The sequence below is a fragment of the Microbacterium sp. NPDC057407 genome (assembly GCF_042803895.1).
Taxonomy (GTDB): domain Bacteria; phylum Actinomycetota; class Actinomycetes; order Actinomycetales; family Microbacteriaceae; genus Microbacterium.
In genome coordinates, this window is the sequence record NZ_JBHVCA010000002.1 from 246,391 (window position 1) to 269,269 (window position 22,879).

Below are 22,879 nucleotides of genomic sequence, written 5' to 3' on the forward strand. Positions count from 1 at the left end.
GGCAGGTAAGGCTAGCCTAACTGCGTGAGCTTCTCGAGCGCCGTCGTCACCCGCCCCGCGTACCGTCCCTACGCTGCGACCGTCGCCGAGGTCCACCGGCTCTCGCCCCACTTCGTGCGCATCACCTTCACCGGCCCCGATTTCGACGTGTTCGGGACCGCAGGCCTCGACCAGCGGATCAAGCTCATCCTGCCGCTCGCCGACGGCACCCTCAGCGACATCGGACAGAACGACGAAGCCGTCATCGCCGCGGGCGACTGGTACACGATCTGGCGCGAGCTGCCCTCCGCCGCCCGGGGAGCGCTGCGCACCTACACCGTCCGCCGCATCGACGCCGAGTCGCGTCGCCTCACCGTCGACTTCGTCGTGCACCACGATGCCGGGCCGGCCGGGTCGTGGGCCGAGTCCGCGTCGGTCGGGCAGGAGCTGGTGATCGTCGGACCGGACCAGCGCAGCGACGGCTTCCGGCTCGGTCTGGACTGGCACCCGGGGACGGCGCGTCGACTGCTCCTCGCGGGAGACGAGACCGCTGCGCCGGCCATCTCGGGCATCCTCGAGTCGCTCGACGCCTCGCACGACGTCGATGCGTTCATCGAGGTCCCTACAGCCGCCGACCGCCTCACCCTCGACCTTCCTCCCTCGTTCCGGGTGACGTGGCTCGCCCGCGACGAGCGGGAGCACGGCGCCGCTCTCGCGGAAGCCGTCGCGGCATGGAGCACAACCTCACCCGAGGTTCTGGAGCGGGCGGCTGCACCGCGCCCCCAGGAACTGGCCGATGTGAACGTCGATGTCGACATCCTGTGGGACAGCCCCGACGACTCCGAGGGGGAGTTCTACGCCTGGATGGCCGGGGAGGCCGCCATGGTCAAGGGCCTCCGGCGTCATCTCGTCCAGGGCTGCGGCGTCGACCGCAAGCGCGTCGCCTTCATGGGCTACTGGCGGCTCGGCCAGTCCGAGCGACAGGGATGACGAACGCTCGGGATCGGCGCGGGCGCCTGCTGCTCGTCGCCGCCATCGGGGTGCTCGCCGTCATGGTGGTCGTGAGTCTGATGGTCGGCGCCCGGCCCGTCGCCCCCGCCGTGGTGGTCGACGCCCTGTTCCGTCCCGATCCATCCTCGGCGGACCACACCGTGATCCTCACGCAGCGCGTGCCTCGGACCGTGATCGGGATCCTGGCGGGCGCGGCGCTCGCCCTCGCCGGAACCCTGATGCAGGGACTCACCCGCAACCCGCTGGCCGACCCCGGGCTGCTCGGCGTCAACGCCGGCGCCTCCGTCGCCGTCCTCGCGGCCATCACGGTGTGGGGGATCACCTCTCCGTCCGGGTTCGTGTGGTTCGCCTTCGCCGGGGCCGCCGCGGCTTCCGTCGTCGTCGCCCTGATCGGCACGCGGGGACCCGACGCCACCAACCCCGCGAAGCTCGCGCTCACGGGCGCCGCCGTGACGGCAGGGCTGACCGCGGTCACCACCTTCATCCTCACCACGTCCATCAGCGCCTTCGACGTCTTCCGCTACTGGCAGGTCGGCGGTCTGACGGCGCGCGGCCTCGACACCGTCGCCGTCGTGACGATCCCCATCGTCGTGGGGGCCATCATCGCCTTCGCGTCGGCGAGGGGTCTGGACGTCATGGCGCTCGGCGACGAGACCGCCGCGGGACTCGGCCACAGCGTCGGGCGCACGCGCGCGCTCGGCATCGTCGCGACCGTGCTGCTCTGCGGTGCCGCGACCTCGATCGCCGGTCCGATCGTCTTCGTCGGCCTGCTCGTGCCGCACGCGCTGCGAGCGCTGGTCGGCGGAGACTACCGCTGGCTGCTGGCGATCGGCGCGCCGGCGGGTGCGATCCTGCTGCTGGCGGCCGACGTCGTCGGGCGCGTGATCGCCCTGCCCGGCGAGGTGCAGGCAGGACTCGTCGTCGCCTTCGTCGGCGCGCCCGTGCTCGTGTCGCTGGTGCTGCGGCCGGGGAGGGTGGCCCTGTGACCTCGTCCGTCGTAGAGATCCGCTCCCGCGTCCGGCGCCGGCGAGTCCTCGTGGTCTCCGCGGTGCTCGTCGCGACGCTCACCGTGTCGATCGTCGCCCTGTCGGTCGGCGACTATCCCATCGCGCCCGCCGAGCTGTGGCAGACCATCTGGGGAGCCGGCGATCGGGCGCAGTCGTATGTCGTCTTCCAGGTTCGCGCGCCACGGCTCGTGATGGGACTCCTGGTCGGAGCCGCCCTCGGCATCGCGGGAGCGCTGCTGCAGTCGCTGCTTCGGAACCCGCTCGCCAGCCCTGACCTGCTCGGGATCAGCGGCGGCGCCGGTGCCGCCGCCGTCTTCGCTCTTCTCATCCTCGGCCTGGGCGGACCCCTGCTCGCTCTCGCCGCATTCGTCGGCGGAACGGTCGTGGCCGCCTTCCTCCTGCTGGCGGGCCGGCACCGCGCGGACGGCGGGTACCGACTCATCCTCGCGGGCGTGGGCGTGGCCTTCCTCTGTGTCGCGATCACGAACTACCTCCTCGTCCGCGCCCAGGTGGAGCTCGCCCAGGCCGCGCTGATCTGGCTGACGGGCAGCCTCGCGTCCACCCCGTGGTGGAACGTCCTGACGGTGGGAGTGGTCGTGCTCGTGTGCGTGCCCGCCGTGGTGGCGTGCGCCCGGTGGCTGCCCCTGACCCAGATGGGGGCGGCGACGGCCGCCTCGCTGGGCGTGCGTGCGTCGACGGTGCGTGTGGTCGGCATCATGACGGCGGTGCTCCTCACCGCGGTGACGTGCGCCTTCGTGGGTCCGATCTCCTTCATCGCGCTCTGCGCGCCCGCGATCGCGCGCCCCCTTCTCGGCCACGGTGCCGTCGGGATCGGGACGAGCGCGGGCGTCGGGGCGGGGCTCCTCGTCTCGGCGGATCTCGTGGCGCAGTTCGCGTTCCCCGGCTTCTCCCTGCCCGTCGGCGTCGTCACGGGCGCCATCGGCGCGGTCTTCCTGCTGTGGCTGCTCGCCACGTCGAAAGGACGGAACCTGTGACTCCCGCTTCCGCCACCCGTCTCAGCGCTCGCAATCTCGCTGCCGGCTATCCCGGACGCCGCGTCATCGAAGGCCTCGACCTCGACATCGCGCCCGGCCGGATCACCATGATCATCGGGGCGAACGCCTGCGGCAAGTCCACCCTGCTCAGCGTCCTCGCCCGCGTGAACGAGCCTCTGGGCGGCCGGGTCGAGATCGACGGCGCCGACGTCACGACGATGCCCCGCCGCCGCTTCGCGCAGAGCGTCGGACTTCTGCCGCAGCATCCGATCGCCCCCGATGGACTCACTGTCGCCGAGCTCGTCTCACGTGGCCGCCATCCGCACCGGGGCATCTTCCAGCGGTGGACGGCGGCCGACACCGCGAAGGTCGACGACGCGATGGCCAAGACGGGCGTCGCGGCTCTGGCCGACCGGCCGGTGGGCGACCTCTCGGGCGGGCAGCGCCAGCGGGTGTGGATCGCCATGGCGCTCGCGCAAGAGCCGCGAGTGCTCCTGCTGGACGAGCCGACCACGTTCCTCGACCTCAGTCACCAGATCGAGGTGCTGGATCTGCTGCGCGCCCTCAATCGCAGCGAGGGCACGACGATCGTGGTCGTCCTGCACGAGCTCAACCTCGCGGCCAGGTACGCCGACGACCTCGTGGTCATGAGCGGCGGCCGCATCGTCGCCCACGGCACACCCGACGACGTCCTCACGCGCGAGGTGGTCGCACGGGCCTTCGGTCTCGACGCTCTCGTGATCCCCGACCCTCTCACCTCCACCCCCCTCGTCATCCCCGTTCCCGGCGGCGCTCACGCCGCGGCGGACGAGGCGTGACGTCACCCGAAAGGAAGAAACCAGATGCCCGCACACAAGTCCCGACTGAGCGCACTCGCCGCGCTGACCGTGGTCGGCGGACTCGCGCTCTCCGGCTGCGCCGGCGGCGCCGCGCAACCCGACACTTCGGCACCGGCCGGCGGAGAAGCAGCGGCCGACGCCTTCCCCGTCACGTTCGAGCACATCTACGGCGAAACGGTCATCGAAGAGGCCCCGGAACGCATCGCGACCTGGGGATGGGGCGCGACCGACGCCGTCCTCGCGCTCGGCATCGTGCCCGTCGCGATCCCGTCGTCCGTGTACGGCGGAGGCGACGACCTCATCACACCGTGGGTCTCCGACGCACTCGACGAGCTGGGCGGCGAGGAGCCCGTGCTCCTCGACAACTCGACCTTCGAGCTGTCCGTCGAGGAGCTGCTCGCGACCGACCCCGACGTGCTCATCGCCTCGTACTCGGGCCTCACGCAGGAGGAGTACGACGCCGTGACGGCCGCCGGCATCCCGGTCGTCGCGCCGGAGGAGGCGCTGTGGGCGACGCCGTGGCGCGATGTGATCACCGACACCGGCCGGGCGCTGGGCCTCGAGCAGGAGGCCGAGGACATCCTCACGGGTCTCGACGAGCAGATCGCCGACGCGGCCGCGGAGCACCCCGAGTTCGAGGGCACGACCATCGCCTACGCGGATGACGACGTCGACACGTTCTACCTCTACCTGCCCGCTGACCCGCGGGTGGAGATCCTCGAGGACCTCGGATTCGTGAGCGCCCCGGCCGTGACCGAGCTCGACACGGGCGAGTCGACGTTCTACACCACGGTGAGCGCGGAGAACCTGGACCAGGTCGACGCCGAGGTGCTGTTCACGCAGGCGGAGAGCCAGGACGACCTCGATGCGTTCCTCGCGTCGGACCGCGGCCAGCTGATCCCCGCGGTCGTCGCGGGCGCCGTCGCCCCCATCGTCGGCGAGGAGAACGTCGCCGCCGTGTCGCCGACGGCCCTCACGCTGCCGTGGCTGCTGCCGGAGATGGTGGACCAGCTGGCAACGGCGACCGCCGCAGCCCAAGGCTGAGACCCGGCCCGCGCGCGAAACCGAAAGCCCCGGCGGCGACGCCGGGGCTTTCGTCTGCTCCGATGCCGCGCGGCGGCGGAGCGGTCAGTCCTTCGTCGCGTCTGCCCGGCGGACGAGCGCCCAGGCACCGGGGATGATGAGGGCCGCGAGACCGGCCTTGATGAGGCCGCCCACGATGAACGGGAACAGCCCGAACTCGAGCAGCTGCCAGAACGTGAAGTCGCCGCCGCCGACGACGTTGAGGATGAGGGCCATGTAGGGGATGCCGAAGACGAATGGCACCGCGCTCGCTGCGGCGAAGCCGACGAAGGCCAGTGCGGGGCGACGGTCCCAGTGCCGTTCGGCGAACCAGCCTGCGACGTACGCCGAGACGATGAAGCCGATCACGTAGCCGAAGCTCGGCTTCGCGATCGCTGCGATGGTCCCGGTGAAATCGGCGAAGACGGGCAGACCTGCCAGGCCGACCAGCATGTACGTGGTGAGCGCCGCAGCGCCGCGGCGCGATCCCAGCGCGGCGCCGACGACGATCACGCCGAGGGTCTGGCCGGTGATCGGGACGGGCTGCAGCGGAATGGAGACCTGCGCGAGGATCGCCACGACGGCGGCGCCCGCGACCACCAGTCCGGCGTCGAGCGCGAAAGCGCGTGCCCGATCAGACGGGCGGGCGATCAGATCGGCAAGGACACGGCGAGGCGAGGATGCGGCGATGGCTGACATGGAACTCAGCCTAGGGGTCGCGGTGGACGCGATCTTGGATGGAGTCCACGAAATGCCGTCGTCCGCTTGTGGGATCTTCCCAACCGACGGCGATCTATACTGGGGGGCTGGCCGATCGGCCACCCTCCCCATCCACCGACGGAACGGACGTTTCGCTGTGCTCGCCGTGCACGACCTCGAGATCCGCGTGGGCGCCCGCGTGCTCATGTCCGACGTGTCGTTCCGGGTGTCCGCCGGCGACAAGATCGGCCTGGTCGGGCGCAACGGGGCGGGAAAGACGACGCTGACCAAGGTGCTGGCGGGCGACGTCCTCCCGTCCGAGGGGCGGGTCGACCGCTCGGGCGAACTCGGGTACCTGCCGCAGGATCCCCGTTCCGGTGATCCCGACATGCTGGCCCGCACCCGCATCCTCGACGCGCGCGGCCTCGGCACGCTGGCGCTCGGCATGCAGGAGGCGTCGCTGGCGATGGCGGACGACGATCCGGATGCCGCGGCCCGCGCCATGCGCAAGTACGCCAACCTCACAGAGCGGTTCGAGGCGCTCGGCGGCTACGCGGCAGAGGCCGAGGCGGCCTCCATCGCCCACAACCTCTCTCTGCCCGATCGGATCCTCGACCAGCCGCTGCGCACTCTTTCGGGCGGCCAGCGACGGCGGATCGAGCTCGCGCGGATCCTCTTCTCCGACGCCCAGACGATGATCCTCGACGAGCCGACGAACCATCTCGACGCCGACAGCGTCGTCTGGCTCCGCGAGTTCCTCAAGGGATACCGGGGCGGCCTGATCGTGATCAGCCACGATGTGGAGCTCGTCGGCGAGACCGTCAACCGCGTCTTCTATCTCGACGCGAACCGCCAGGTGATCGACGTCTACAACATGAGCTGGAAGAACTACCTGCGCCAGCGCGTGGCCGACGAGGAGCGCCGCAAGAAGGAGCGCGCCAACGTCGAGAAGAAGGCGACCGTGCTCCAGCAGCAGGCCGCGCGATTCGGCGCCAAGGCGTCGAAGGCGGCCGCCGCCCATCAGATGGTCGCCCGCGCCGAGAAGATGCTCGCAGGGCTCGAGGACGTGCGCCAGGAGGACCGCGTGGCGAAGCTGCGGTTCCCCAAGCCCGCACCCTGCGGGAAGACGCCGATCACGGCATCCGGTCTCTCGAAGTCCTACGGATCACTCGAGATCTTCACCGATGTCGACCTGGCGATCGACCGCGGCTCGAAGGTCGTCGTGCTCGGACTGAACGGCGCCGGGAAGACGACCCTGTTGCGCATCCTCGCCGGGGTCGACCGCCCCGACACCGGCCAGGTCGAACCCGGTCACGGCCTGAAGATCGGGTACTACGCCCAGGAGCACGAGAATCTCGACGTCTCGAGATCCGTCCTCGAGAACATGATGTCGGCCGCACCCGACATCAACGCGACCGAGGCTCGCAAGGTGCTCGGCTCGTTCCTCTTCACGGGTGACGACGTCCTCAAGCCCGCGGGAGTTCTCTCGGGCGGTGAGAAGACCCGGCTGTCGCTGGCGACCCTCGTCGTCTCGAGCGCCAACGTGCTCCTGCTGGACGAGCCGACGAACAACCTCGATCCGGCATCGCGCGAGGAGATCCTCGGCGCCCTCGCGCATTACGAGGGAGCGGTCATCCTGGTGTCCCACGACGAAGGAGCCGTGGAGGCGCTCAATCCCGAGCGCGTCCTCATCCTCCCCGACGGCGTGGAAGACATCTGGGGCCGCGACTACGCCGACCTCGTGAGCCTCGCCTGACACGAGGCGTCGGAGCGTCTGGCGACCTCAGCGTCCGGCGGCGTCGAGGAGCGCGTCCTCGTCTTCCGCGTCGCGGTCGCGACGCCGGGCACCCCCCACCCGCGGGGCCCGGCTCTGTTGCGCCTCCGAGGCTTCGGCGGCCTCTTCCGCTTCCTCGCGCCGGTGCCTCCGCTCGGTGCGGATGACATAAGCGATGAAGATGAATCCCATGATCGCGAACAGGATCCACTGGATCGCATAGGAGAGGTGAGGACCCGGATCGGCCGACGGCGCTTCGAGCGGTTGGGGCGCCGCGGCGGGCGCCGGGCTCTCCGAGACGAGCACACCATACGCGCCGAGCTCGAGCTCGTCGCCGATGTCGGGGGCGACAGCCCCTGCGACGAGGGGCAGGTTGATCGTCGCCACCTGACCGTCCGGAGCCGACCTGCCGGAGGATGGCGCCTGCTCGCCGGGCTTGAGCCGCGCGACGACCGTGATCTCGCCCTCCGGTGGAGAGGGCACCGCGTCCGGGTCGGGCTGGTCGTCGCCGGGCGGGACCCACCCTCGGTCGATGAGCAGCACGCGTCCGTCGTCGAGACGGAACGGGACGAGCACTTCGAACGCCGCGGTGCCGCCGTGCGGGCGATTGCGCACCAGCAACTGGTCGTCATCGACGTATCGGCCGATCAGCTCCACCGGGCGCCACTGGTCGTCGGGGTCGAACGCGCCCCCCGGGGGGATGAGCTCCGCCAGCGGCACGGGCGCAGCGTCGTAGTTCGCCTCCACCAGCGCGAGCTGACGCGAGCGCTCCTCGTTGCGCGAGAACTGCCAGTTCGACAGGAAGGCGCAGGCGATCGCGAAGACGATCGCCAGCGAGATGTAGATCGCCCACCGGCCCGCCCGGGGGAGCCGCTGCATGCTCACCTCGCGGCGAGTCATCGCAGCGCCCCCGCCGACGTCGCCGGGAGCTCGGAGACCGAGACGGGAAAGCTCCGGGCGGCCAGGAAGTCGCGCAGATAATCGCGATGGTCGTCACACGCGACCCAGGTCTTCACGCGTTCCTCCGCATGAATGCGCGGGTTGCGCCAGTCGATCCGCCATCGCGCGGCATGCCGGCAGCCGGCGCGGGAACAGGTCGCCGCCCCCTCTTGGTCGGGCATCATGCGTCGCGGTCTCGGCGGTCGTCGAGCGCCCGGGTCTCTTGGATGCGGATGACGGTGGGCGATGCCGACGGCATGGGGAGTGGGGCGTTCGGCGCTGCGGGCAGCGCGCGTTCCGGATCCTCTCGCCGATTGCGTCGAGCCTCTTCGCCGACGTTGGCGAGCACGACGGCGAAATAGGGCAGGAAGATCGCTCCCGCCCCGAGCACCCAGGTGTACCAGCCGTAGGGAGTGATGACGACCATCAGGATGAAGCACAGGATGCGCACGCCCATCAGGGCCAGATATCGGGCCGAACGCGCGCCCGCGTCGTCGCGCGGCGCCTGCGGCAGCGACGTGGCGGACTGTGCCCTGCTCGAACTTTTCACGGTGCTTCCAGGGTACGCCGCGCGGCCCCCACCGGCGCCGTTTCGGGGCGCCGAGGGGACCGCTCGGAAGAATGCCGCGCAGGGTCAGTACGAGTAACCCGGGGCGACGCTCGCGACGAACCCGAGGAACGCGAAGAGGGCGATGATGCCGAAGATCGTCAGACCCAGCCCGACCCAGCCGACGATGGTGCCCGCGAGGGCAAGGCCGCGACCCTCTTCACCGCTCGTCTTCAGCTGGTTGAGCGCCATGTGCCCCGTGATCACGCCCACGATCGAGCCGATGAGCGGCACGATGATGAAGCTGGCGAGCGACGCGACCAGCGAGACGATCGCGAGCGTGTTGGTCTTGGTGGGAGCGCCGTACCCGTAGCCCTGGCCTCCGCCGTACTGCGGCGCTGCACCGTAGGGCTGCTGCGGCGCCGCACCGTAGGGCGGCGGCGCGGCGGCGTAACCGGGGGGCGGGGCGCTGTAGCCCGCCGCGGGCGGCGGGTAGGCGCCGGGTTCGGGGGCCGGGGGAACGGGCGGGTTGTCGCTCACGAAGAACCTCTTTCGGATGTCGACCCCAGCGTTCCAGCGAGCGCCGCCGGCTGTCAAACGCGGCGCCGCTAGGCTGGTGCGGATCCGTCACACACCGCTGGGAGCTGCACCATGACCACCGATCGCGTCGTCCTCGTCACCGGCGGAAACCGCGGCATCGGCCGAGCCATCGCGGAACGATTCGTGGCGGAAGGGTACCGTGTGGCCGTGACCGCCCGTTCGGGGGAGGGTCCGGAGGGCACGCTGACGGTACGCGCGGATGTCACGGATGCCGCGGCCGTCGATGCCGCCTTCTCCGAGGTCGAGCGTGAACTCGGCCCCGTCGAGATCGTGGTCGCGAACGCCGGTGTCACGAAGGACACGCTGCTGCTTCGCATGACGGAGGACGACTTCGACAGCGTCGTGGCCACGAACCTCGGCGGCGCCTTCCGCGTCGTGAAGCGCGCATCGAAGGGGATGCTCCGAGCGAAGTGGGGCCGCGTCATCTTGATCTCGAGCGTGGTCGGCCTCTACGGATCGGCAGGTCAGATCAACTACGCGGCGTCGAAGTCCGCCCTGGTGGGATTCGCGCGGTCGCTCACGAGGGAGCTCGGGGGGCGCGGCATCACCGCGAACGTGGTCGCTCCGGGCTTCATCGAGACCGACATGACCGCGGCGCTGCCGGACGAAACCCAGGCGGAGTACAAGAAGAACATCCCCGCCGGTCGATTCGCCACGGCGGACGAGGTGGCCGGAGTGGTCACCTGGGTCGCGTCAGATGACGCCGCCTACATCTCGGGCGCCGTGATCCCCGTCGATGGCGGCCTCGGGATGGGCCACTGAACGGCTGCCCTTCGCGTCAGCGCAGAGCCTCGAGAATCGCCTGCGCCACCGCATCCGGCTGCGAGAACTGCGGCCAGTGCCCTGAGCCGAGACGCACCACCTCGGCCTCGCCGATCGCGGCGAACTCTTCGCCCCATGGCCCCCACTGTGCGACCGCCTCGCGGAACTCCGACTCGTCCATGCCGCCCATGAGGAGCGTCACCGGCACCCCGTGCCGGCGGGTGCCGTCGAGGCGGAGCGGATCGGTGGGGACGCGGGCCGGCACGGAATGGGTGCGCGCGGACCAGCGACGACGTGTCTCGGCATCGAGATCGGCCACATCCGGCTCGTCGAAGGAGTCCCAGCCGGGGAAGGGGACCACGCCGTCGACGACGGGGAACTCTGAGATGCCCTGACCGTCGGGAGCGGGGATCGTGTCGAGCAGGATGACGCGGGCGAGCGAATCGGCTCGGGCCTCGGCCGCGCCCCACACCACGTTGCCGCCGCCGCTGTGCCCGACGAGGGCCACCGGAGCGGAAGCGGCGTCGATCTCGGCGACGACGGCGTCGACCCAGTCCTGGATGCCGATGCCGGCGGATCTCTCGGCCGGCTCGCCCACGCCGGGCAGGGTCAGGGGGCGAGGCGTGTGGCCCGCCCGCTCGAGTGCGGGAGCGACGCCCTCCCACGAAGAGGCGTCGAGCCACAGGCCGGGAACGAGGATGATGTCCATGGGTCGACGCTAACGGTCGCCGCCGACATCGACCGGGTCAGGGGAGCAGTGCGATGACCTCGGCGAGATCGACCGGTCCGATCACCAGGTCGGCCTGCGCCCGGACCGCCGGCTTGGCGTTGAACGCCACTCCGAGACCCGCCGCGGCCATCATCAGCAGATCGTTCGCCCCGTCGCCGATGGCGATGGTTCGCTCAGTCGGCACCCCGCACTCCGCCGCCCACTCGCCGAGCGCCTCCGCTTTCGCCGCGGCGTCGACGATGTCGCCGTCGACCTGTCCGGTCAGCACGCCGCGGTCGGTGGCGAGCCGGTTCGCGCGCCACGTGTCGACGCCCAGCGACGGAGCGACGCTGTCGAGGATCTCGTGGAAGCCGCCCGAGACGACTCCCACACGTCCGCCGCGGTGGTGGGCCGCTCGGATCAGATCGACGACGCCCGGCGTGGGCTCGACCCGCGCCCTCACCCGATCGAACGCCGTGAGGGGCACGCCGGCGAGAGCGTCGACCCGCGAGCGGAGGCTGGTTGCGAAGTCGACCTCGCCTCGCATGGCGGCCTCGGTCGCGGCCGCCACCTCGGGGCCGCGGCCCGCTTCATCGGCGATGAGCTCGATGACCTCGTTGCGGATCAGGGTCGAGTCGGCGTCGAGGACCACGAGGAAGCGCGCGGGGGCAAGGGGCATCCCTCCACGCTAGCGGCGCCCGACGCCTCGACCCGAACCCGTGTTCACGGTTCGACGCGGACGCCCTTGCCGACGACCGTGATCCCGCTGTCGGTGACGGTGAAGCCGCGCGCGAGGTCCTTCTCGCGGTCGACGCCGACCGTGGCGCCGTCGGTCAGGACCACGTTCTTGTCGAGGATGGCCCGGTGGATGCGCGCGCCGGCACCGACGTGCACATGGTCGAAGAGCACCGAGTCGGTGATGGTCGAGCCGCCCCCGGCCAGGGTCCACGGGCCCACGACACTGCGCTCGAGATGCGTTCCCGACAGCACGGATCCGAGCGACACGATGGAGTCGATCGCGTTGCCGATGCGGCCGACCGAGTCCCGCACGAACTTCGCCGGGGGCGAGTTGACCGCCTGGGAGTGGATGGGCCAGTCGGTGTTGTACAGGTTGAAGACCGGTAGCGTCGAGATGAGGTCGCGGTGCGCGTCGAAGAACGAGTCGATGGTCCCCACGTCGCGCCAGTAGTACCGGTCGCGATCGGTCGAGCCCGGGACGTCGTTGCGGTTCATGTCGTATACGCCCGCCTCGCCGCGCCCGACGAAGTACGGGATGATGTCGCCGCCCATGTCGTGGTTGGAGGTCGGCAGCTCACCGTCCGACTCGACCGCCTCGATGAGGGCGTCGGCGTCGAAGATGTAGTTGCCCATCGACGCCAGGACCTCACCGGGGGAGTCGGCGAGGCCCGTCGGGTTGTGCGGCTTCTCGAGGAAGTCGTGGATTCGGGTGGCGTCGTCCTTCTCGACGTCGATGACGCCGAACTGATTGGCGAGGGAGATGGGCTGGCGGATGCCGGCGACCGTCGCCCGCGCGCCGGAGTCGATGTGAGCGGCCAGCATCTGCCGGAAGTCCATGCGGTAGACGTGGTCGGCGCCGATGACGACGACGATGTCGGGCTGCTCGTCGTTGATGAGGTTGAGGCTCTGCAGGATGGCGTCGGCGGATCCGGAGAACCAGCGCTTGCCCAGCCGCTGCTGCGCCGGAACCGAGGTGACGTACGAGTCGAGGAGAGCCGACATGCGCCAGGTCTGCGAGATGTGCCGGTCGAGGCTGTGCGACTTGTACTGGGTGAGCACGACGATCTGCCGGAGGCCGGAGTTGATCAGGTTCGAGATCGCGAAGTCGATGAGCCGGTACTGACCCCCGAAGGGAACGGCCGGTTTCGCCCGATCGGCCGTCAACGGCATCAGGCGCTTGCCCTCGCCGCCGGCGAGGATGATTCCGAAGACCTTCGGCGCTGCAGGCATGCCACCACCATACGGGGGTGCGTCGGCGCCGGGGTAGCGGCTATCCGCGTTCGTGGAGGTGTACTAGGTTTCGTCCCATGCGCGTCGACATCGTGACGAAGGAGTACCCGCCCGAGATCTACGGCGGCGCGGGGGTGCACGTGACCGAGCTGGTCAAGGCCCTGCGGTCGGGTCTGGACGTGCGGGTGCGGGCGTTCGGGGCCGACCGGGACGAACCCGGGACGACGGCGTACGGCGTCCCGCAGGAGCTCCGGGCGGCGAACGCGGCCGTTCAGACGCTCGGCACCGACCTCGAGATCGTCGGAGACGTCGCCGGCGCGGACGTCGTGCACAGCCACACCTGGTACGCGAACTTCGCCGGGCACCTCGCCTCTCTGCTCCACGGCATCCCGCACGTCGTCACTGCGCACAGCCTCGAGCCCCTCCGGCCGTGGAAGGCCGAGCAGCTCGGCGGCGGGTATGCCGTCTCGAGCTGGATCGAGAAGACCGCGTACGAAGGAGCGGCGGCCATCGTCGCGGTGAGCGACGGGATGAGACAGGACATCCTGCGCAGCTACCCGGCGCTCGACCCGGCCAAGGTGCGCGTGATCTACAACGGCATCGACGTCGAGTCGTGGCATCCGGTCGACGACCCGGCGCTGCTGACGGAGCTGGGAGTGGATGCCGCGCGACCCTCCGTCGTCTTCGTCGGCCGCATCACGCGCCAGAAGGGCCTGCCCTACTTCCTGCGCGCTGCCGAGCAGCTGCCGCCCGACGTGCAGGTGATCCTGTGCGCGGGAGCCCCGGACACCCCCCAGATCCTCGCGGAGGTGGAGGGTCTCGTGCGCCGTCTGCAGGAGACCCGGGACGGTGTGGTGTGGATCGACCGCATGCTCTCGCGTCACGAGCTGTGCACCATCCTGAGCGCGGCCACCACGTTCGTCTGCCCGTCGGTGTACGAGCCGCTCGGGATCGTCAATCTCGAGGCGATGGCGTGCGGGGCCGCGGTGGTCGGCACCGCCACCGGCGGGATCCCCGAGGTCGTCGTGGACGGGGTCACCGGCCGGCTGGTCCCGATCGAGCAGGTGCAGGACGGAACCGGCACGCCCACGGACCCCGAGCGCTTCGTCGCGGACCTCGCGCGCGTGCTCACCGAAGTGGTGTCCGACCCGGAGCGCGCCCGCGAGTACGGGCGTCGCGGGCGCGAGCGGGCCACGGCGGACTTCAGCTGGCAGAGCATCGCCGAGCAGACCGCGGCGCTGTACACGGAGGTCGCTGCGCGCGGCCGATAGGCTGGACGCATGCCGCAGGTGCTCGAGTTCTCCGACGTCGTCGTCCGCAGGAACGCCAGGGACATCGTCGACCACCTCGACTGGTCGGTGAGCGACGACGAGCGCTGGGTGATCCTCGGTCCCAACGGCGCAGGCAAGACCACGCTGCTGCAGCTCGCCGACACTCTCATGCACCCGACGTCGGGCGTCGTGACGATCCTCGGCGAGCGGCTGGGCCGCACCGATGTCTTCGAGCTCCGCCCGCGCATCGGTTTCGCCTCGTCGGCGATGGCACGGCGGGTCCCGCCCGAGGAGACCGTGCTCAACGTCGTCCTGACCGCAGCGTTCTCGGTGCTCGGCAGATGGCGCGAGGACTACGAGGACATCGACGAGCGCCGTGCCCTGCGGGTGCTCGCCGAGTGGAAGCTCGACCACCTGGCCGACCGCACCTTCGGGACGCTCAGCGACGGCGAGCAGAAGCGCGTGCAGATCGCGCGGGCGGTCATGACCGACCCCGAGCTGCTGCTGCTCGACGAGCCCACCGCCAGCCTCGACCTCGGCGCTCGCGAAGAGCTGCTCACCCTCCTCGGGGGTTACGCGCAGGCGCCGACCACACCGGCGATGATCATGGTGACGCACCATGTCGAGGAGATCCCGGTCGGATTCACGCACGTGCTCCTTCTCGCGGACGGCAGGGCCGTGGCATCCGGTCCGCTGCGCGAGACCCTCACGGCCGAGGCGCTCACCGAGACGTTCGGCGTCCCCATCGAGCTCACCGAGAGCGGCGGCCGGTACGCGGCCCGCGCGGCCCACTGATCCGCGCACCCGCCGATTCCGTCTCCCGCGCGCGGACTGGTAAGATCGTTCTTTGGTGCGCTCGCACCTCAGACTTTGTCCGTCCTGGCAAAATCCAGGACACCACTTCCAAAGGACTTCCCATGAAGACTGACATCCACCCCGAGTACCGTGCCGTCGTGTTCCGCGACCTCGGTTCCGGCGAGACCTTCCTCACCCGTTCGACGGTGACCAGCGACAAGACGATCGAGCTCGACGGTGTCGAGTACCCCGTCATCGACGTCGAGATCTCGTCGGCCTCGCACCCGTTCTACACGGGCAAGCAGCGCATCATGGACTCGGCCGGTCGCGTCGAGAAGTTCAACCAGCGCTTCAAGAACTTCGGCTCCAAGTAAGAGCCGCGAGAGGGCCCCGCTTCGGCGGGGCCTTCGTCGTTGCCGCACGAGCTTCAGCGGATCGGCCAGCTGCCGTCCAGGCGCTCGTCGGCGTCGAGCCGCCCGATGCTCACGAAGTACTCGGTGAGGCTCGCGGCCTGCGCCCGCGCCCAGGCGATCTGCCGGGTGTGCAGCTCGCGCGCGTCGTCCGGCAGCCACGCCGCGAAGCGCTCCGCCAGCGCCTGCGCCACGCGTCCGGCTGCCACGGCGTCGGCCGACGCCTGGTGCGCCCCGTCGAGCCGCACCGCGTAGTGCGCCGCGACGACGGAGAGCGTCCGTTTGCCGCGACGCCACCGGTCGTAGGCCTTGTCGACCACAAGCGGGTCGATGACGGGGAAGGGATCGAGGATCGCCGGCACCCCGTGGCGGATCGCCTCGTGCTTGAGGAGCGAGAAGTCGTACGGAGCGTTGTACGCGACGACCGGGATGCCGGCGTCCAAGAGCTCGCGGACGGCGCACACCACCTCCTCGACGACCGTCGCGGCCGGCGCCCCGTCCCGTCGCGCCACCTCGGTGGAGATGCCATGGATCGCCGCGGCGCCGTCGGGGATGGGAATGCCGGGATCAGCGAGCCAGTCGCGCGCCCGGATGACCGAGCCCGAGGCATCCAGCAGTCCCACGTGCGCCGTGACGATCCGGTCGTTCGCGACATCGACCCCCGTCGTCTCGAGGTCGAAGACCCCCATGACCTTCACCCACTCCGGAGTGGCGAACAGAGGGAGCGTCTCGGGCTGCCACTGTTCCATGCCGATCACGGTATGCGTCCCCTCCGACACCGACGCGGCGACGCACCGGCGAGGCGCCGCCTCGTAGACTCGGAACGTGTCCGCCGCGAACCCCTACGCCGCTCTTCTCGGAGAGATCCCGGTCGAGCGGCGGGAGATCGCGGTCCGCGGCGGCGTCACCGCGTACTGGGTCTACGGACCGGCGGACGCCGCGATCACCCTGGTCGCGGTGCACGGCTTCCGGGGCGAGCATCACGGGCTCGAGCCCGTCGTCGCGCACCTGCCAGGCATACGGGTGATCTCACCCGACCTGCCGGGGTTCGGTGAGACCGCGCCGCTTCCCGGCGTCCGGCACGACCTCGGCGCCTACGCGGACTGGCTCCGTGAGTTCGCCGGCGCGGTCGCGCCCGGGGCGCCGGTGCTCGGTCACTCCTTCGGCTCGATCGTGGTCGCGGCGTCGGTCGCCGGCGGACTGCAGACGCCGCGAGTGATCCTCGTGAACCCGATCGGCGCGCCGGCGCTCGAAGGTCCGCGCGGGCTTCTCACACGGCTGGCCGTCTTCTACTACTGGGCCGGTGCGCGTCTGCCGAAGCGAGTCGGCGACGCGGTGCTGCGCAACGGGCTCATCGTCCGGGTGATGAGCGAGGCGATGGCCAAGACGAAGGACACCGACCTGCGGCGGTTCATCCACGACCAGCACGACACGTACTTCTCGCGTTTCGCCGACCGCGACGTGCTGCACGACGCCTTCGTCGCGTCCGTTTCGCACGATGTGCGCGAGTTCGCGCCGCGCATCGTCCAGCCCACGCTGCTCGTCGCCGCCGAGCGCGACGACATCACGCCCATCGAGGCGGAGCGGCATCTGGCGACACTGTTCGCCGACGCGACGCTCGTCGAGATCGGCGACGTCGGGCACCTGATCCACTACGAGACGCCGGCCCCTGCCGCAGCGGCGATCAGGCGGTTTCTCTCGCCTTCCGGGCGCGATACGCGATGACGTTCATGCGGTTGCCGCAGTTGCCGGTGTCGCAGTAGCGCTTGGAGCCGTTCTTCGAATAGTCGATGTACACCGATTCGCAGTCGTCGGCTGAGCAGACCCGCACGCGCTGATACTCGTCCGCGCGGATCACGTCGACGAACGCCATCGCGGCCTCGACCATCATGCGGGTCGCCAGCGGGGACTCGTCGGACGTGGCGTGGATGTGCCAGTCGTATCCGTCGTGGATGACCAGCCGGGGGAGCGCCTCGCCGTCGGCGAGCATGCCGTTCACGAGCGGCACCGCCCCGACTCGGTCCACGCGCCACAGCGCCTGCAGGCGCTCTCGCAGCGCCCGGACGGCTTCGAGCTCCTCGGCGTCGTGCCGGATGACCCCGGTGTACGGGTGCCGGGTGAGGAACTCCGCGAACTCGTCAGGGGTCTGCAGGGTGTCGGTGCCGTCGAATCCGGGCAGCGTGTTCACGAGGTCGACGACCATCATGAGGGTGCGCTTCGTGTCATGGATGAAAACCATGTTGACTCCTGACATCCGCTTGGATACTGTCACCAGTGTAAGCAACATTCACTCCTGACAGCCGGATGCCGCACATGACCGCCACCGCGCCCATTCCCGTGATCGCCCCGATCCCGTCCTCCTCGAGAGTGCGCAGCGTCGGGCTGGTGATGGCGGTGGCGTCGGCACTGGCGTTCTCTTCGAGCGGCCCGTTCATCAAGCCGCTGCTCGAAGAGGGGTGGTCGCTCGGTGCGTCGCTGCTTGTGCGCATGGGCGTGGCGGGTCTCATCCTCTCCCCGGCGATCTTCCGTGCGATGCGCCGCCAGCCCGGCTTCCTCCGTCGGCACTGGCGCATCATCGTCGCGTTCGCGGTGTTCCCCGTCCTCGGGTGCCAGCTCTTCTTCTTCTCGGCGATGCAGCGGATGCCGGTGGCCGTGGCGCTGCTCATCCAGTACCTGGCGCCGATCATGCTGGTCATCTACGTCTGGCTGCGCACCCGCCGAGCGCCGTCGGGCCTCGTCCTGTGGGGGTCGGCGGTCGCCGTCGTCGGGCTGGTCCTGGTGGTGGACATCTCGGGCGCGTCGTTCGACCTGATCGGAACCCTCTTCGCGCTGGCCGCCGCCGTCTGCGTCTGCGCGTACTTCGTGATCGCCGAGCGCGCGGGCGACGACCTCCCGCCGATCGCACTGGCGGCGAGCGGGCTGCTCGTCGGAGCCCTCATGATGGGGGTGCTCTGCCTCACCGGCCTCATGCCGTTCCACGCGCCGCCGGTCAGCGTGTCCCTCGCGGGCGCCGAGGTGGCGTGGATCGTGCCGCTGCTGTGGGTGGCCGCGGTGGCGACGCCGGTCGGATACGCGCTCGGGGTGATGGCGGTGCCGAGGATCGGCTCCCGCGTCGCCTCCTTCGTCGGGCTCTCGGAGGTGCTGTTCGCCCTCGGGTTCGCCTGGGTGTTCCTCGCCGAGGTTCCCGCGCCGATCCAGTTCCTCGGGGGAGCGCTGATCCTCGCGGGGGTGGTGCTGGTGAAGATCGACGACCTGCGGACCGCCACGCCGGCGGGCGCGGCGCGGGCGGCGGCATCCGCTCTTCCCTGACGCCTCAGGAGTCGCGACGTGCGAGCTCCATCAGGGGCTTCACCCGGTGGGGGATCACCTCTCCCATCACGAGCGATGTCTCGGTGCGCTCGACGCCCTCGATCGAGAGGATGCGGGCGTCGGTGTCGAAGAGGTGCTGCGTGTCGCGGCAGGCGACGCGCACCAGCAGATCGACCTGACCCGACAGGCCGTGGGCCTGCACGATCTCGGGCACGCGGATCAGCTCGGCCGTGATCCGCGGCAGATCCGCTTGGCGCACGATGACGCTGATGAAGGCTTCGATGGGGTAGCCGAGCGAGGACGACGAGATGGCGCGTTCGTACGAGAGGAAGACGCCGGAACGCTCCAGCCGCGCCATACGGGCCTGGACGGTGTTCCGCGACATCCCCAGCCTCTCCGCCAACGCGACGACCGTCGCGCGCGGGTCTGCCGAGAGCGCGGCCAAAAGCTCCAGGTCGACGTGATCGAGGGCACTCATAGTGCGAAACGTTAGCAGGTGATGGCGGCATCGGATTTGTCAACATGCTCAAGCAAAGCGTGAATGCTTGAGCGAGGTGCGACGCGGACGTAGCCTCGGGCATGTCGGCGACGCAGCCGGCGACCTACGACGCCCCTCCTCACGAGGGAGGGTGGCACCGAGGAGTGATGACGATGACGCACACCCTGACCCCGACCGCCGAACCGGCGACCGATATCGAGTCCGTCGCCAGGCTGGTGAGCCCCGAAGGCGAGCGGATCCCCGATCCCGAACTGGACCGCTGGGTGGCCGATGTGGATGCCGCAGCCCTGCGCTCGCTCTATCGGGACATGGTGCTCCTCCGCCGCATCGACACCGAGGGCGTCGCACTGCAGCGCCAGGGCCAGCTCGCGCTGTGGCCCCCGTGCCAGGGCCAGGAGGCGTCGCAGATCGGCACTGCTCGCGCGCTGCGTCAGGACGACTTCGCCTTCCCGAGCTACCGCGAGGTCGGGGTCGGATTCGTCCGCGGCGCTCAGCCGGCCGACTACGTCCTGGCCTGGCGCGGCGAGGAGCACTCCACCTACGACCCGTACGACATCAACACCGCGACGCCCCAGATCATCATCGGGGCGCAATCGCTTCACGCGGTCGGCTACGCCATGGGGATCCAGCGCGACGGCACCGACCAGGTGGCGGCCGCCTACTTCGGCGACGGCGCGACCAGCCAGGGCGACGTCAACGAGGCGATGATCTTCGCTTCGTCCTACGGCGCGCCCGTCGTCTTCGTGTGCACGAACAACCAGTGGGCCATCTCCGAGCCGGTGTCGGTGCAGGCGAAGTTCCCCATCGCCGGTCGTGCGCCGGGGTTCGGCATTCCCAGCATGCGCGTGGACGGGAACGACGTGCTGGCGTGCCTCGCCGCCATGCGGTGGGCCGTCGATCACGCGCGCCGGGGGCGCGGCCCCGCCTTCATCGAGGCGGTGACCTATCGGATGGGGCCGCACACGACATCGGACGACCCTACCCGCTACCGTGACAAGGCCGAGGTCGAGCGCTGGCGAACCCGCGACCCGCTGTCGCGGATCGAGGCGCTGCTGCGCGCTCAGGGGGAGTTCGACGACGAGTTCGTCGCATCGGTCGCAGCTGACGCGGACGCGCTGGCAGCGCAGGTGCGTGCAGCCGCGCAGGGCGCCGTGACCCGCGAGCCGATCACCGTCCTCGACCACGTCTACGCCGAGCCTCACAGCGGTCTCGAGGAGCAGCGCGCGTGGTTCGGCGCGTATCTCGAGGGTTTCTCGGTCGACGAGGAGGCGGCGCGATGACGCAGCTGACGATGGCGAAGGCCATCAACGAGGGTCTGCGCCGCGCGATGGCCGACGACCCGAAGGTGCTCGTCATGGGCGAGGACATCGGGAAGCTCGGCGGGGTCTTCCGGATCACCGACGGCCTGCTCGACCAGTTCGGCGCGCAGCGGGTGGTCGACACGCCGCTCGCGGAGGCGGGGATCATGGGCACGGCCGTCGGCCTGGCGTTCCGCGGCTACCGCCCGGTGGTCGAGATCCAGTTCGACGGGTTCGTGTACCCCGCGTTCGACCAGATCGTGTGCCAGGTCGCCAAGCTGCACTACCGCACCCGTGGCAACGTGCAGATGCCCATCACCATCCGCATCCCGTGGGCCGGCGGTGTGGGCGCCGCCGAGCATCACTCCGAGTCGCCCGAGGCGTACTTCGTGCACACCTCCGGCCTGCGCGTCGTGGCGGTGTCCAACCCTCAGGACGCCTACGTGATGCTGCGTCAGGCCATCGCCTCGAACGATCCCGTCGTGTACTTCGAGCCGAAGCGCCTCTATCACAGCAAGGGCGACGTCGACCTCGACGTCGATCTCGCCGACGCGCCGCCGATGGGGCTCGCGCGCGTCGCCCGCGAGGGCAGCGACGTGACGCTGCTGACCTACGGCGCGCAGGTCGCGACGGCCATGGACGCCGCCACCGCCGCCGAAGACGAGGGAGTCTCCATCGAGGTCATCGACCTGCGCTCCATCTCTCCGGTGGACTATCGCACGGTCACCGCCTCGGTGCGCAAGACGGGTCGCGTCGTCGTGACCCACGAGGCGGCCCGCGAGGCCGGGGTCGGAGCCGAGCTCGTGGCCAGTGTGACCGAGCGCTGTTTCAACTATCTCGAGGCCGCTCCGCAGCGCGTCACGGGACACGACATCCCCTACCCGCCGGCGAAGCTCGAGAAGCACCACATCCCCGACCTGGACCGGATCCTCGACGCCGTCGACCGGGTGATGGACCGCCCGAACAGCCTCAGCGGGTTCGAGGAGCTGGGCATGCCCGGGTCTGAGCGCGGCGCGGCGACGAGCGGAGGCCTGCTGTGATCGAGGACTTCCGGCTCCCGGACCTCGGGGAGGGTCTTCCCGAGGCGGAGATCGTCGCCTGGCTGGTCGCCGAGGGCGACACGGTCAGCCTGAACCAGACCATCGCCGAAGTAGAGACGGCGAAGGCGGTCGTCGAGCTGCCGTCGCCCCACGCCGGCACGATCGCCAAGCTCCATGCCGCGGCGGGGGACGTCGTGGCCGTGGGGTCGGTGCTCGTCTCGTACGAGCTCGGCGCGGCCGTCTCCGCGACTCCCGCCGATCGCGCGTCCGCCGAGGCGGATCTCGGCGAGAAGGCGGAGCCGAATCTCGTCGGCTACGGCGCGGCGCCCCGCACGGGCGCCCGTCCGCAGCGTCGTGCGCGCTCCACGGCGAGTCGCGCGGACGCCTCCGACACCGCGGTGCTGGAGGCGGCGCCGCACGATGCGATCCACGTCGCCGAGGTCGACCGTCCCGTGGAGCGACCCCGGTCGACGCCGCCGGTGAGGCTCTTCGCCAAGCAGCTGGGGGTCGACCTGGCGCTCGTCGAGGCGACCGGTGCCGGCGGCATCATCACGCGCGCCGATGTCGAAGCGTACGCCTCCCGTGTGGGGGTGGCTCCGGCTGCGGCAGTGCCGTCGCGCGCTCCCGCGTCCGATCGGACCGCGGACGTGACGGCCTCCCGCGAGCGCACCACGCGGACGCCTATCCGCGGCGTGCGCAAGCACACGGCGGACGCCATGGTGCGCAGCGCCTTCACCGCACCGCACGTGACGACCTTCCTCACCGTCGACGTCACGGCGACGACGGAGCTCATCGCATCGCTGAAGGCCGACCGGGCTCTCCAAGACCACAGGATCGGCGTGATGGCCGTGGCGGCGAAGGCCGTGTGCCTCGCCCTCGCCCACCACCCCGGACTCAACTCGAGCTGGGACGAGGAAGCTGGCGAGATCGTCGCGCACCACTACGTCAACCTCGGCATCGCGGCGGCCACCGGGCGCGGACTCGTCGTCCCCAACATCCGGGATGCGCAGGATCTGACCCTCGTCGAGCTCGCCGACGCCATCCGCGTCCTGGCCCAGACCGCTCGGGCGGGGAAGACGCCCCCCGCGGACATGATGGGCGGGACGTTCTCGATCACGAACGTCGGTGTCTTCGGCGTGGATGCCGGCACCCCGATCATCAACCCGGGCGAGGCGGCGATCCTGGCGCTCGGCGCGGTTCGGCGTCAGCCGTGGGAGCATCGGGGCGAGATCGCGCTGCGGGACGTCATGACCCTCGCGCTGTCGTTCGACCACCGGCTCGTCGACGGGGAACAGGGATCGAGGTTCCTCGTGGACGTGGGCGACGTGCTGCGCGAGCCCGGGCGGGCCATGCTGCTTCGCTGAGC

The 22,879-nt window shown here is 70.4% G+C and carries 26 protein-coding genes; 15 read left to right on the forward strand and 11 right to left on the reverse strand.

The genetic code is table 11. The features are described from left to right. Positions 1-24: 24 nt before the first annotated feature. Genes ACFUTX_RS05990 through ACFUTX_RS06010 form a run of 5 tightly spaced genes read left to right on the forward strand, consistent with a single transcriptional unit; the run spans position 25 to position 4,875 of the window. On the forward strand, positions 25-969 hold the full coding sequence (locus tag ACFUTX_RS05990; protein WP_378861439.1) for a siderophore-interacting protein: 945 nt from the start codon (positions 25-27) through the stop codon (positions 967-969). Next, complete coding sequence (locus ACFUTX_RS05995) at positions 966-1,976, forward strand: FecCD family ABC transporter permease (protein ID WP_378861441.1); 1,011 nt, start codon at positions 966-968, stop codon at positions 1,974-1,976. The genes ACFUTX_RS05990 and ACFUTX_RS05995 overlap by 4 nt, the downstream gene beginning before the upstream one ends. Then, positions 1,973-2,992: a FecCD family ABC transporter permease gene (locus tag ACFUTX_RS06000; RefSeq protein ID WP_378861442.1), complete on the forward strand. Its 1,020-nt coding sequence runs from the start codon at positions 1,973-1,975 to the stop codon at positions 2,990-2,992. Before ACFUTX_RS05995 ends, ACFUTX_RS06000 begins: the two co-directional genes overlap by 4 nt. Next, a complete protein-coding gene (locus ACFUTX_RS06005; RefSeq protein WP_378861444.1) occupies positions 2,989-3,810 on the forward strand; it encodes an ABC transporter ATP-binding protein in 822 nt (273 codons plus the stop codon). The genes ACFUTX_RS06000 and ACFUTX_RS06005 overlap by 4 nt, the downstream gene beginning before the upstream one ends. 24 nt (positions 3,811-3,834) lie before the next feature. After that, a complete protein-coding gene (locus tag ACFUTX_RS06010) occupies positions 3,835-4,875 on the forward strand; it encodes an ABC transporter substrate-binding protein (protein WP_378861446.1) in 1,041 nt (346 codons plus the stop codon). Between the two features lie 84 nt (positions 4,876-4,959). On the opposite strand, the gene ACFUTX_RS06015 is transcribed toward ACFUTX_RS06010, so the two are convergent. Next, the gene (locus ACFUTX_RS06015) at positions 4,960-5,592 is read right to left on the reverse strand and encodes a biotin transporter BioY (protein WP_378861448.1); all 633 of its coding nucleotides are present in this window, start codon (positions 5,590-5,592) and stop codon (positions 4,960-4,962) included. A gap of 157 nt (positions 5,593-5,749) precedes the next feature. On the opposite strand from ACFUTX_RS06015, the gene ACFUTX_RS06020 reads away from it, so the two are divergent. Continuing rightward, positions 5,750-7,348, forward strand: a complete 1,599-nt coding sequence (locus ACFUTX_RS06020; RefSeq protein ID WP_378861450.1) for an ABC-F family ATP-binding cassette domain-containing protein — start codon at positions 5,750-5,752, stop codon at positions 7,346-7,348. A 27-nt stretch (positions 7,349-7,375) separates the two neighbouring features. On the opposite strand, the gene ACFUTX_RS06025 is transcribed toward ACFUTX_RS06020, so the two are convergent. From ACFUTX_RS06025 to ACFUTX_RS06040, 4 genes are all read right to left on the reverse strand, one after another. Then, on the reverse strand, positions 7,376-8,266 hold the full coding sequence (locus ACFUTX_RS06025; RefSeq protein ID WP_378861452.1) for an SURF1 family protein: 891 nt from the start codon (positions 8,264-8,266) through the stop codon (positions 7,376-7,378). Further along, positions 8,263-8,487 carry a hypothetical protein gene (locus tag ACFUTX_RS06030; RefSeq protein ID WP_378862849.1) on the reverse strand — a complete coding sequence of 75 codons (225 nt, stop codon included), beginning with the start codon at positions 8,485-8,487 and terminating at the stop codon, positions 8,263-8,265. Before ACFUTX_RS06030 ends, ACFUTX_RS06025 begins: the two co-directional genes overlap by 4 nt. Beyond that, positions 8,487-8,855, reverse strand: a complete 369-nt coding sequence (locus ACFUTX_RS06035; RefSeq protein WP_378861454.1) for a DUF3099 domain-containing protein — start codon at positions 8,853-8,855, stop codon at positions 8,487-8,489. Before ACFUTX_RS06035 ends, ACFUTX_RS06030 begins: the two co-directional genes overlap by 1 nt. An 84-nt stretch (positions 8,856-8,939) precedes the next feature. Continuing rightward, the gene (locus ACFUTX_RS06040; protein WP_378861456.1) at positions 8,940-9,392 is read right to left on the reverse strand and encodes a DUF4190 domain-containing protein; all 453 of its coding nucleotides are present in this window, start codon (positions 9,390-9,392) and stop codon (positions 8,940-8,942) included. Between the two features lie 111 nt (positions 9,393-9,503). On the opposite strand from ACFUTX_RS06040, the gene fabG reads away from it, so the two are divergent. Continuing rightward, positions 9,504-10,214 (forward strand): 3-oxoacyl-ACP reductase FabG, encoded by a 711-nt coding sequence (gene fabG, locus ACFUTX_RS06045; protein WP_378861458.1) that lies wholly within the window; start codon positions 9,504-9,506, stop codon positions 10,212-10,214. Positions 10,215-10,230: 16 nt separating this feature from the next. On the opposite strand, the gene ACFUTX_RS06050 is transcribed toward fabG, so the two are convergent. From ACFUTX_RS06050 to glgC, 3 genes are read right to left on the reverse strand one after another with little or no spacing between them, the layout of a single operon-like run. Further along, the gene (locus ACFUTX_RS06050) at positions 10,231-10,923 is read right to left on the reverse strand and encodes an alpha/beta fold hydrolase (protein ID WP_378861460.1); all 693 of its coding nucleotides are present in this window, start codon (positions 10,921-10,923) and stop codon (positions 10,231-10,233) included. A gap of 37 nt (positions 10,924-10,960) precedes the next feature. Further along, positions 10,961-11,602, reverse strand: coding sequence for a phosphoserine phosphatase SerB (gene serB / locus ACFUTX_RS06055; protein ID WP_378861462.1), 642 nt, complete (start codon positions 11,600-11,602; stop codon positions 10,961-10,963). A gap of 44 nt (positions 11,603-11,646) precedes the next feature. Then, positions 11,647-12,891, reverse strand: coding sequence for a glucose-1-phosphate adenylyltransferase (gene glgC / locus ACFUTX_RS06060; RefSeq protein WP_378861464.1), 1,245 nt, complete (start codon positions 12,889-12,891; stop codon positions 11,647-11,649). 77 nt (positions 12,892-12,968) lie between these two features. Between glgC and glgA the strand changes: the two genes are divergently transcribed. The 3 genes from glgA to ACFUTX_RS06075 all read left to right on the forward strand — a co-directional run bounded on the left by glgA (position 12,969) and on the right by ACFUTX_RS06075 (position 15,331). Next, positions 12,969-14,162, forward strand: a complete 1,194-nt coding sequence (glgA, locus tag ACFUTX_RS06065; RefSeq protein WP_378861466.1) for a glycogen synthase — start codon at positions 12,969-12,971, stop codon at positions 14,160-14,162. Between the two features lie 9 nt (positions 14,163-14,171). Further along, positions 14,172-14,957 carry an ABC transporter ATP-binding protein gene (locus ACFUTX_RS06070; RefSeq protein WP_378861468.1) on the forward strand — a complete coding sequence of 262 codons (786 nt, stop codon included), beginning with the start codon at positions 14,172-14,174 and terminating at the stop codon, positions 14,955-14,957. A gap of 122 nt (positions 14,958-15,079) precedes the next feature. Beyond that, positions 15,080-15,331, forward strand: coding sequence for a type B 50S ribosomal protein L31 (locus ACFUTX_RS06075; RefSeq protein WP_378861469.1), 252 nt, complete (start codon positions 15,080-15,082; stop codon positions 15,329-15,331). Positions 15,332-15,384: 53 nt separating this feature from the next. Here ACFUTX_RS06075 and ACFUTX_RS06080 read toward each other — a convergent pair whose 3' ends face one another. Continuing rightward, complete coding sequence (locus tag ACFUTX_RS06080; RefSeq protein ID WP_378861471.1) at positions 15,385-16,116, reverse strand: 3'-5' exonuclease; 732 nt, start codon at positions 16,114-16,116, stop codon at positions 15,385-15,387. Positions 16,117-16,192: 76 nt separating this feature from the next. On the opposite strand from ACFUTX_RS06080, the gene ACFUTX_RS06085 reads away from it, so the two are divergent. Then, positions 16,193-17,092, forward strand: coding sequence for an alpha/beta fold hydrolase (locus ACFUTX_RS06085; RefSeq protein ID WP_378861473.1), 900 nt, complete (start codon positions 16,193-16,195; stop codon positions 17,090-17,092). Here ACFUTX_RS06085 and ACFUTX_RS06090 read toward each other — a convergent pair. Then, positions 17,052-17,606 (reverse strand): CGNR zinc finger domain-containing protein, encoded by a 555-nt coding sequence (locus ACFUTX_RS06090; RefSeq protein WP_378861475.1) that lies wholly within the window; start codon positions 17,604-17,606, stop codon positions 17,052-17,054. The two genes, ACFUTX_RS06085 and ACFUTX_RS06090, sit on opposite strands and share 41 nt — an antisense overlap. 74 nt (positions 17,607-17,680) lie before the next feature. On the opposite strand from ACFUTX_RS06090, the gene ACFUTX_RS06095 reads away from it, so the two are divergent. Next, complete coding sequence (locus tag ACFUTX_RS06095; RefSeq protein WP_378861477.1) at positions 17,681-18,676, forward strand: DMT family transporter; 996 nt, start codon at positions 17,681-17,683, stop codon at positions 18,674-18,676. A gap of 4 nt (positions 18,677-18,680) precedes the next feature. Here the strand turns inward: ACFUTX_RS06095 and ACFUTX_RS06100 are convergent, their stop codons facing one another. After that, a complete protein-coding gene (locus tag ACFUTX_RS06100) occupies positions 18,681-19,154 on the reverse strand; it encodes an Lrp/AsnC family transcriptional regulator (protein ID WP_378861479.1) in 474 nt (157 codons plus the stop codon). A 167-nt stretch (positions 19,155-19,321) separates the two neighbouring features. On the opposite strand from ACFUTX_RS06100, the gene pdhA reads away from it, so the two are divergent. The 3 genes from pdhA to ACFUTX_RS06115 are packed head-to-tail and all read left to right on the forward strand — an operon-like array spanning position 19,322 to position 22,877. Next, on the forward strand, positions 19,322-20,455 hold the full coding sequence (pdhA, locus tag ACFUTX_RS06105) for a pyruvate dehydrogenase (acetyl-transferring) E1 component subunit alpha (RefSeq protein WP_378861481.1): 1,134 nt from the start codon (positions 19,322-19,324) through the stop codon (positions 20,453-20,455). After that, entirely contained in the window at positions 20,452-21,513 is a 1,062-nt protein-coding gene (locus ACFUTX_RS06110) for an alpha-ketoacid dehydrogenase subunit beta (RefSeq protein ID WP_378861482.1), read from the forward strand. Before pdhA ends, ACFUTX_RS06110 begins: the two co-directional genes overlap by 4 nt. Continuing rightward, entirely contained in the window at positions 21,510-22,877 is a 1,368-nt protein-coding gene (locus tag ACFUTX_RS06115) for a dihydrolipoamide acetyltransferase family protein (RefSeq protein ID WP_378861484.1), read from the forward strand. The genes ACFUTX_RS06110 and ACFUTX_RS06115 overlap by 4 nt, the downstream gene beginning before the upstream one ends. Positions 22,878-22,879 lie beyond the last annotated feature (2 nt).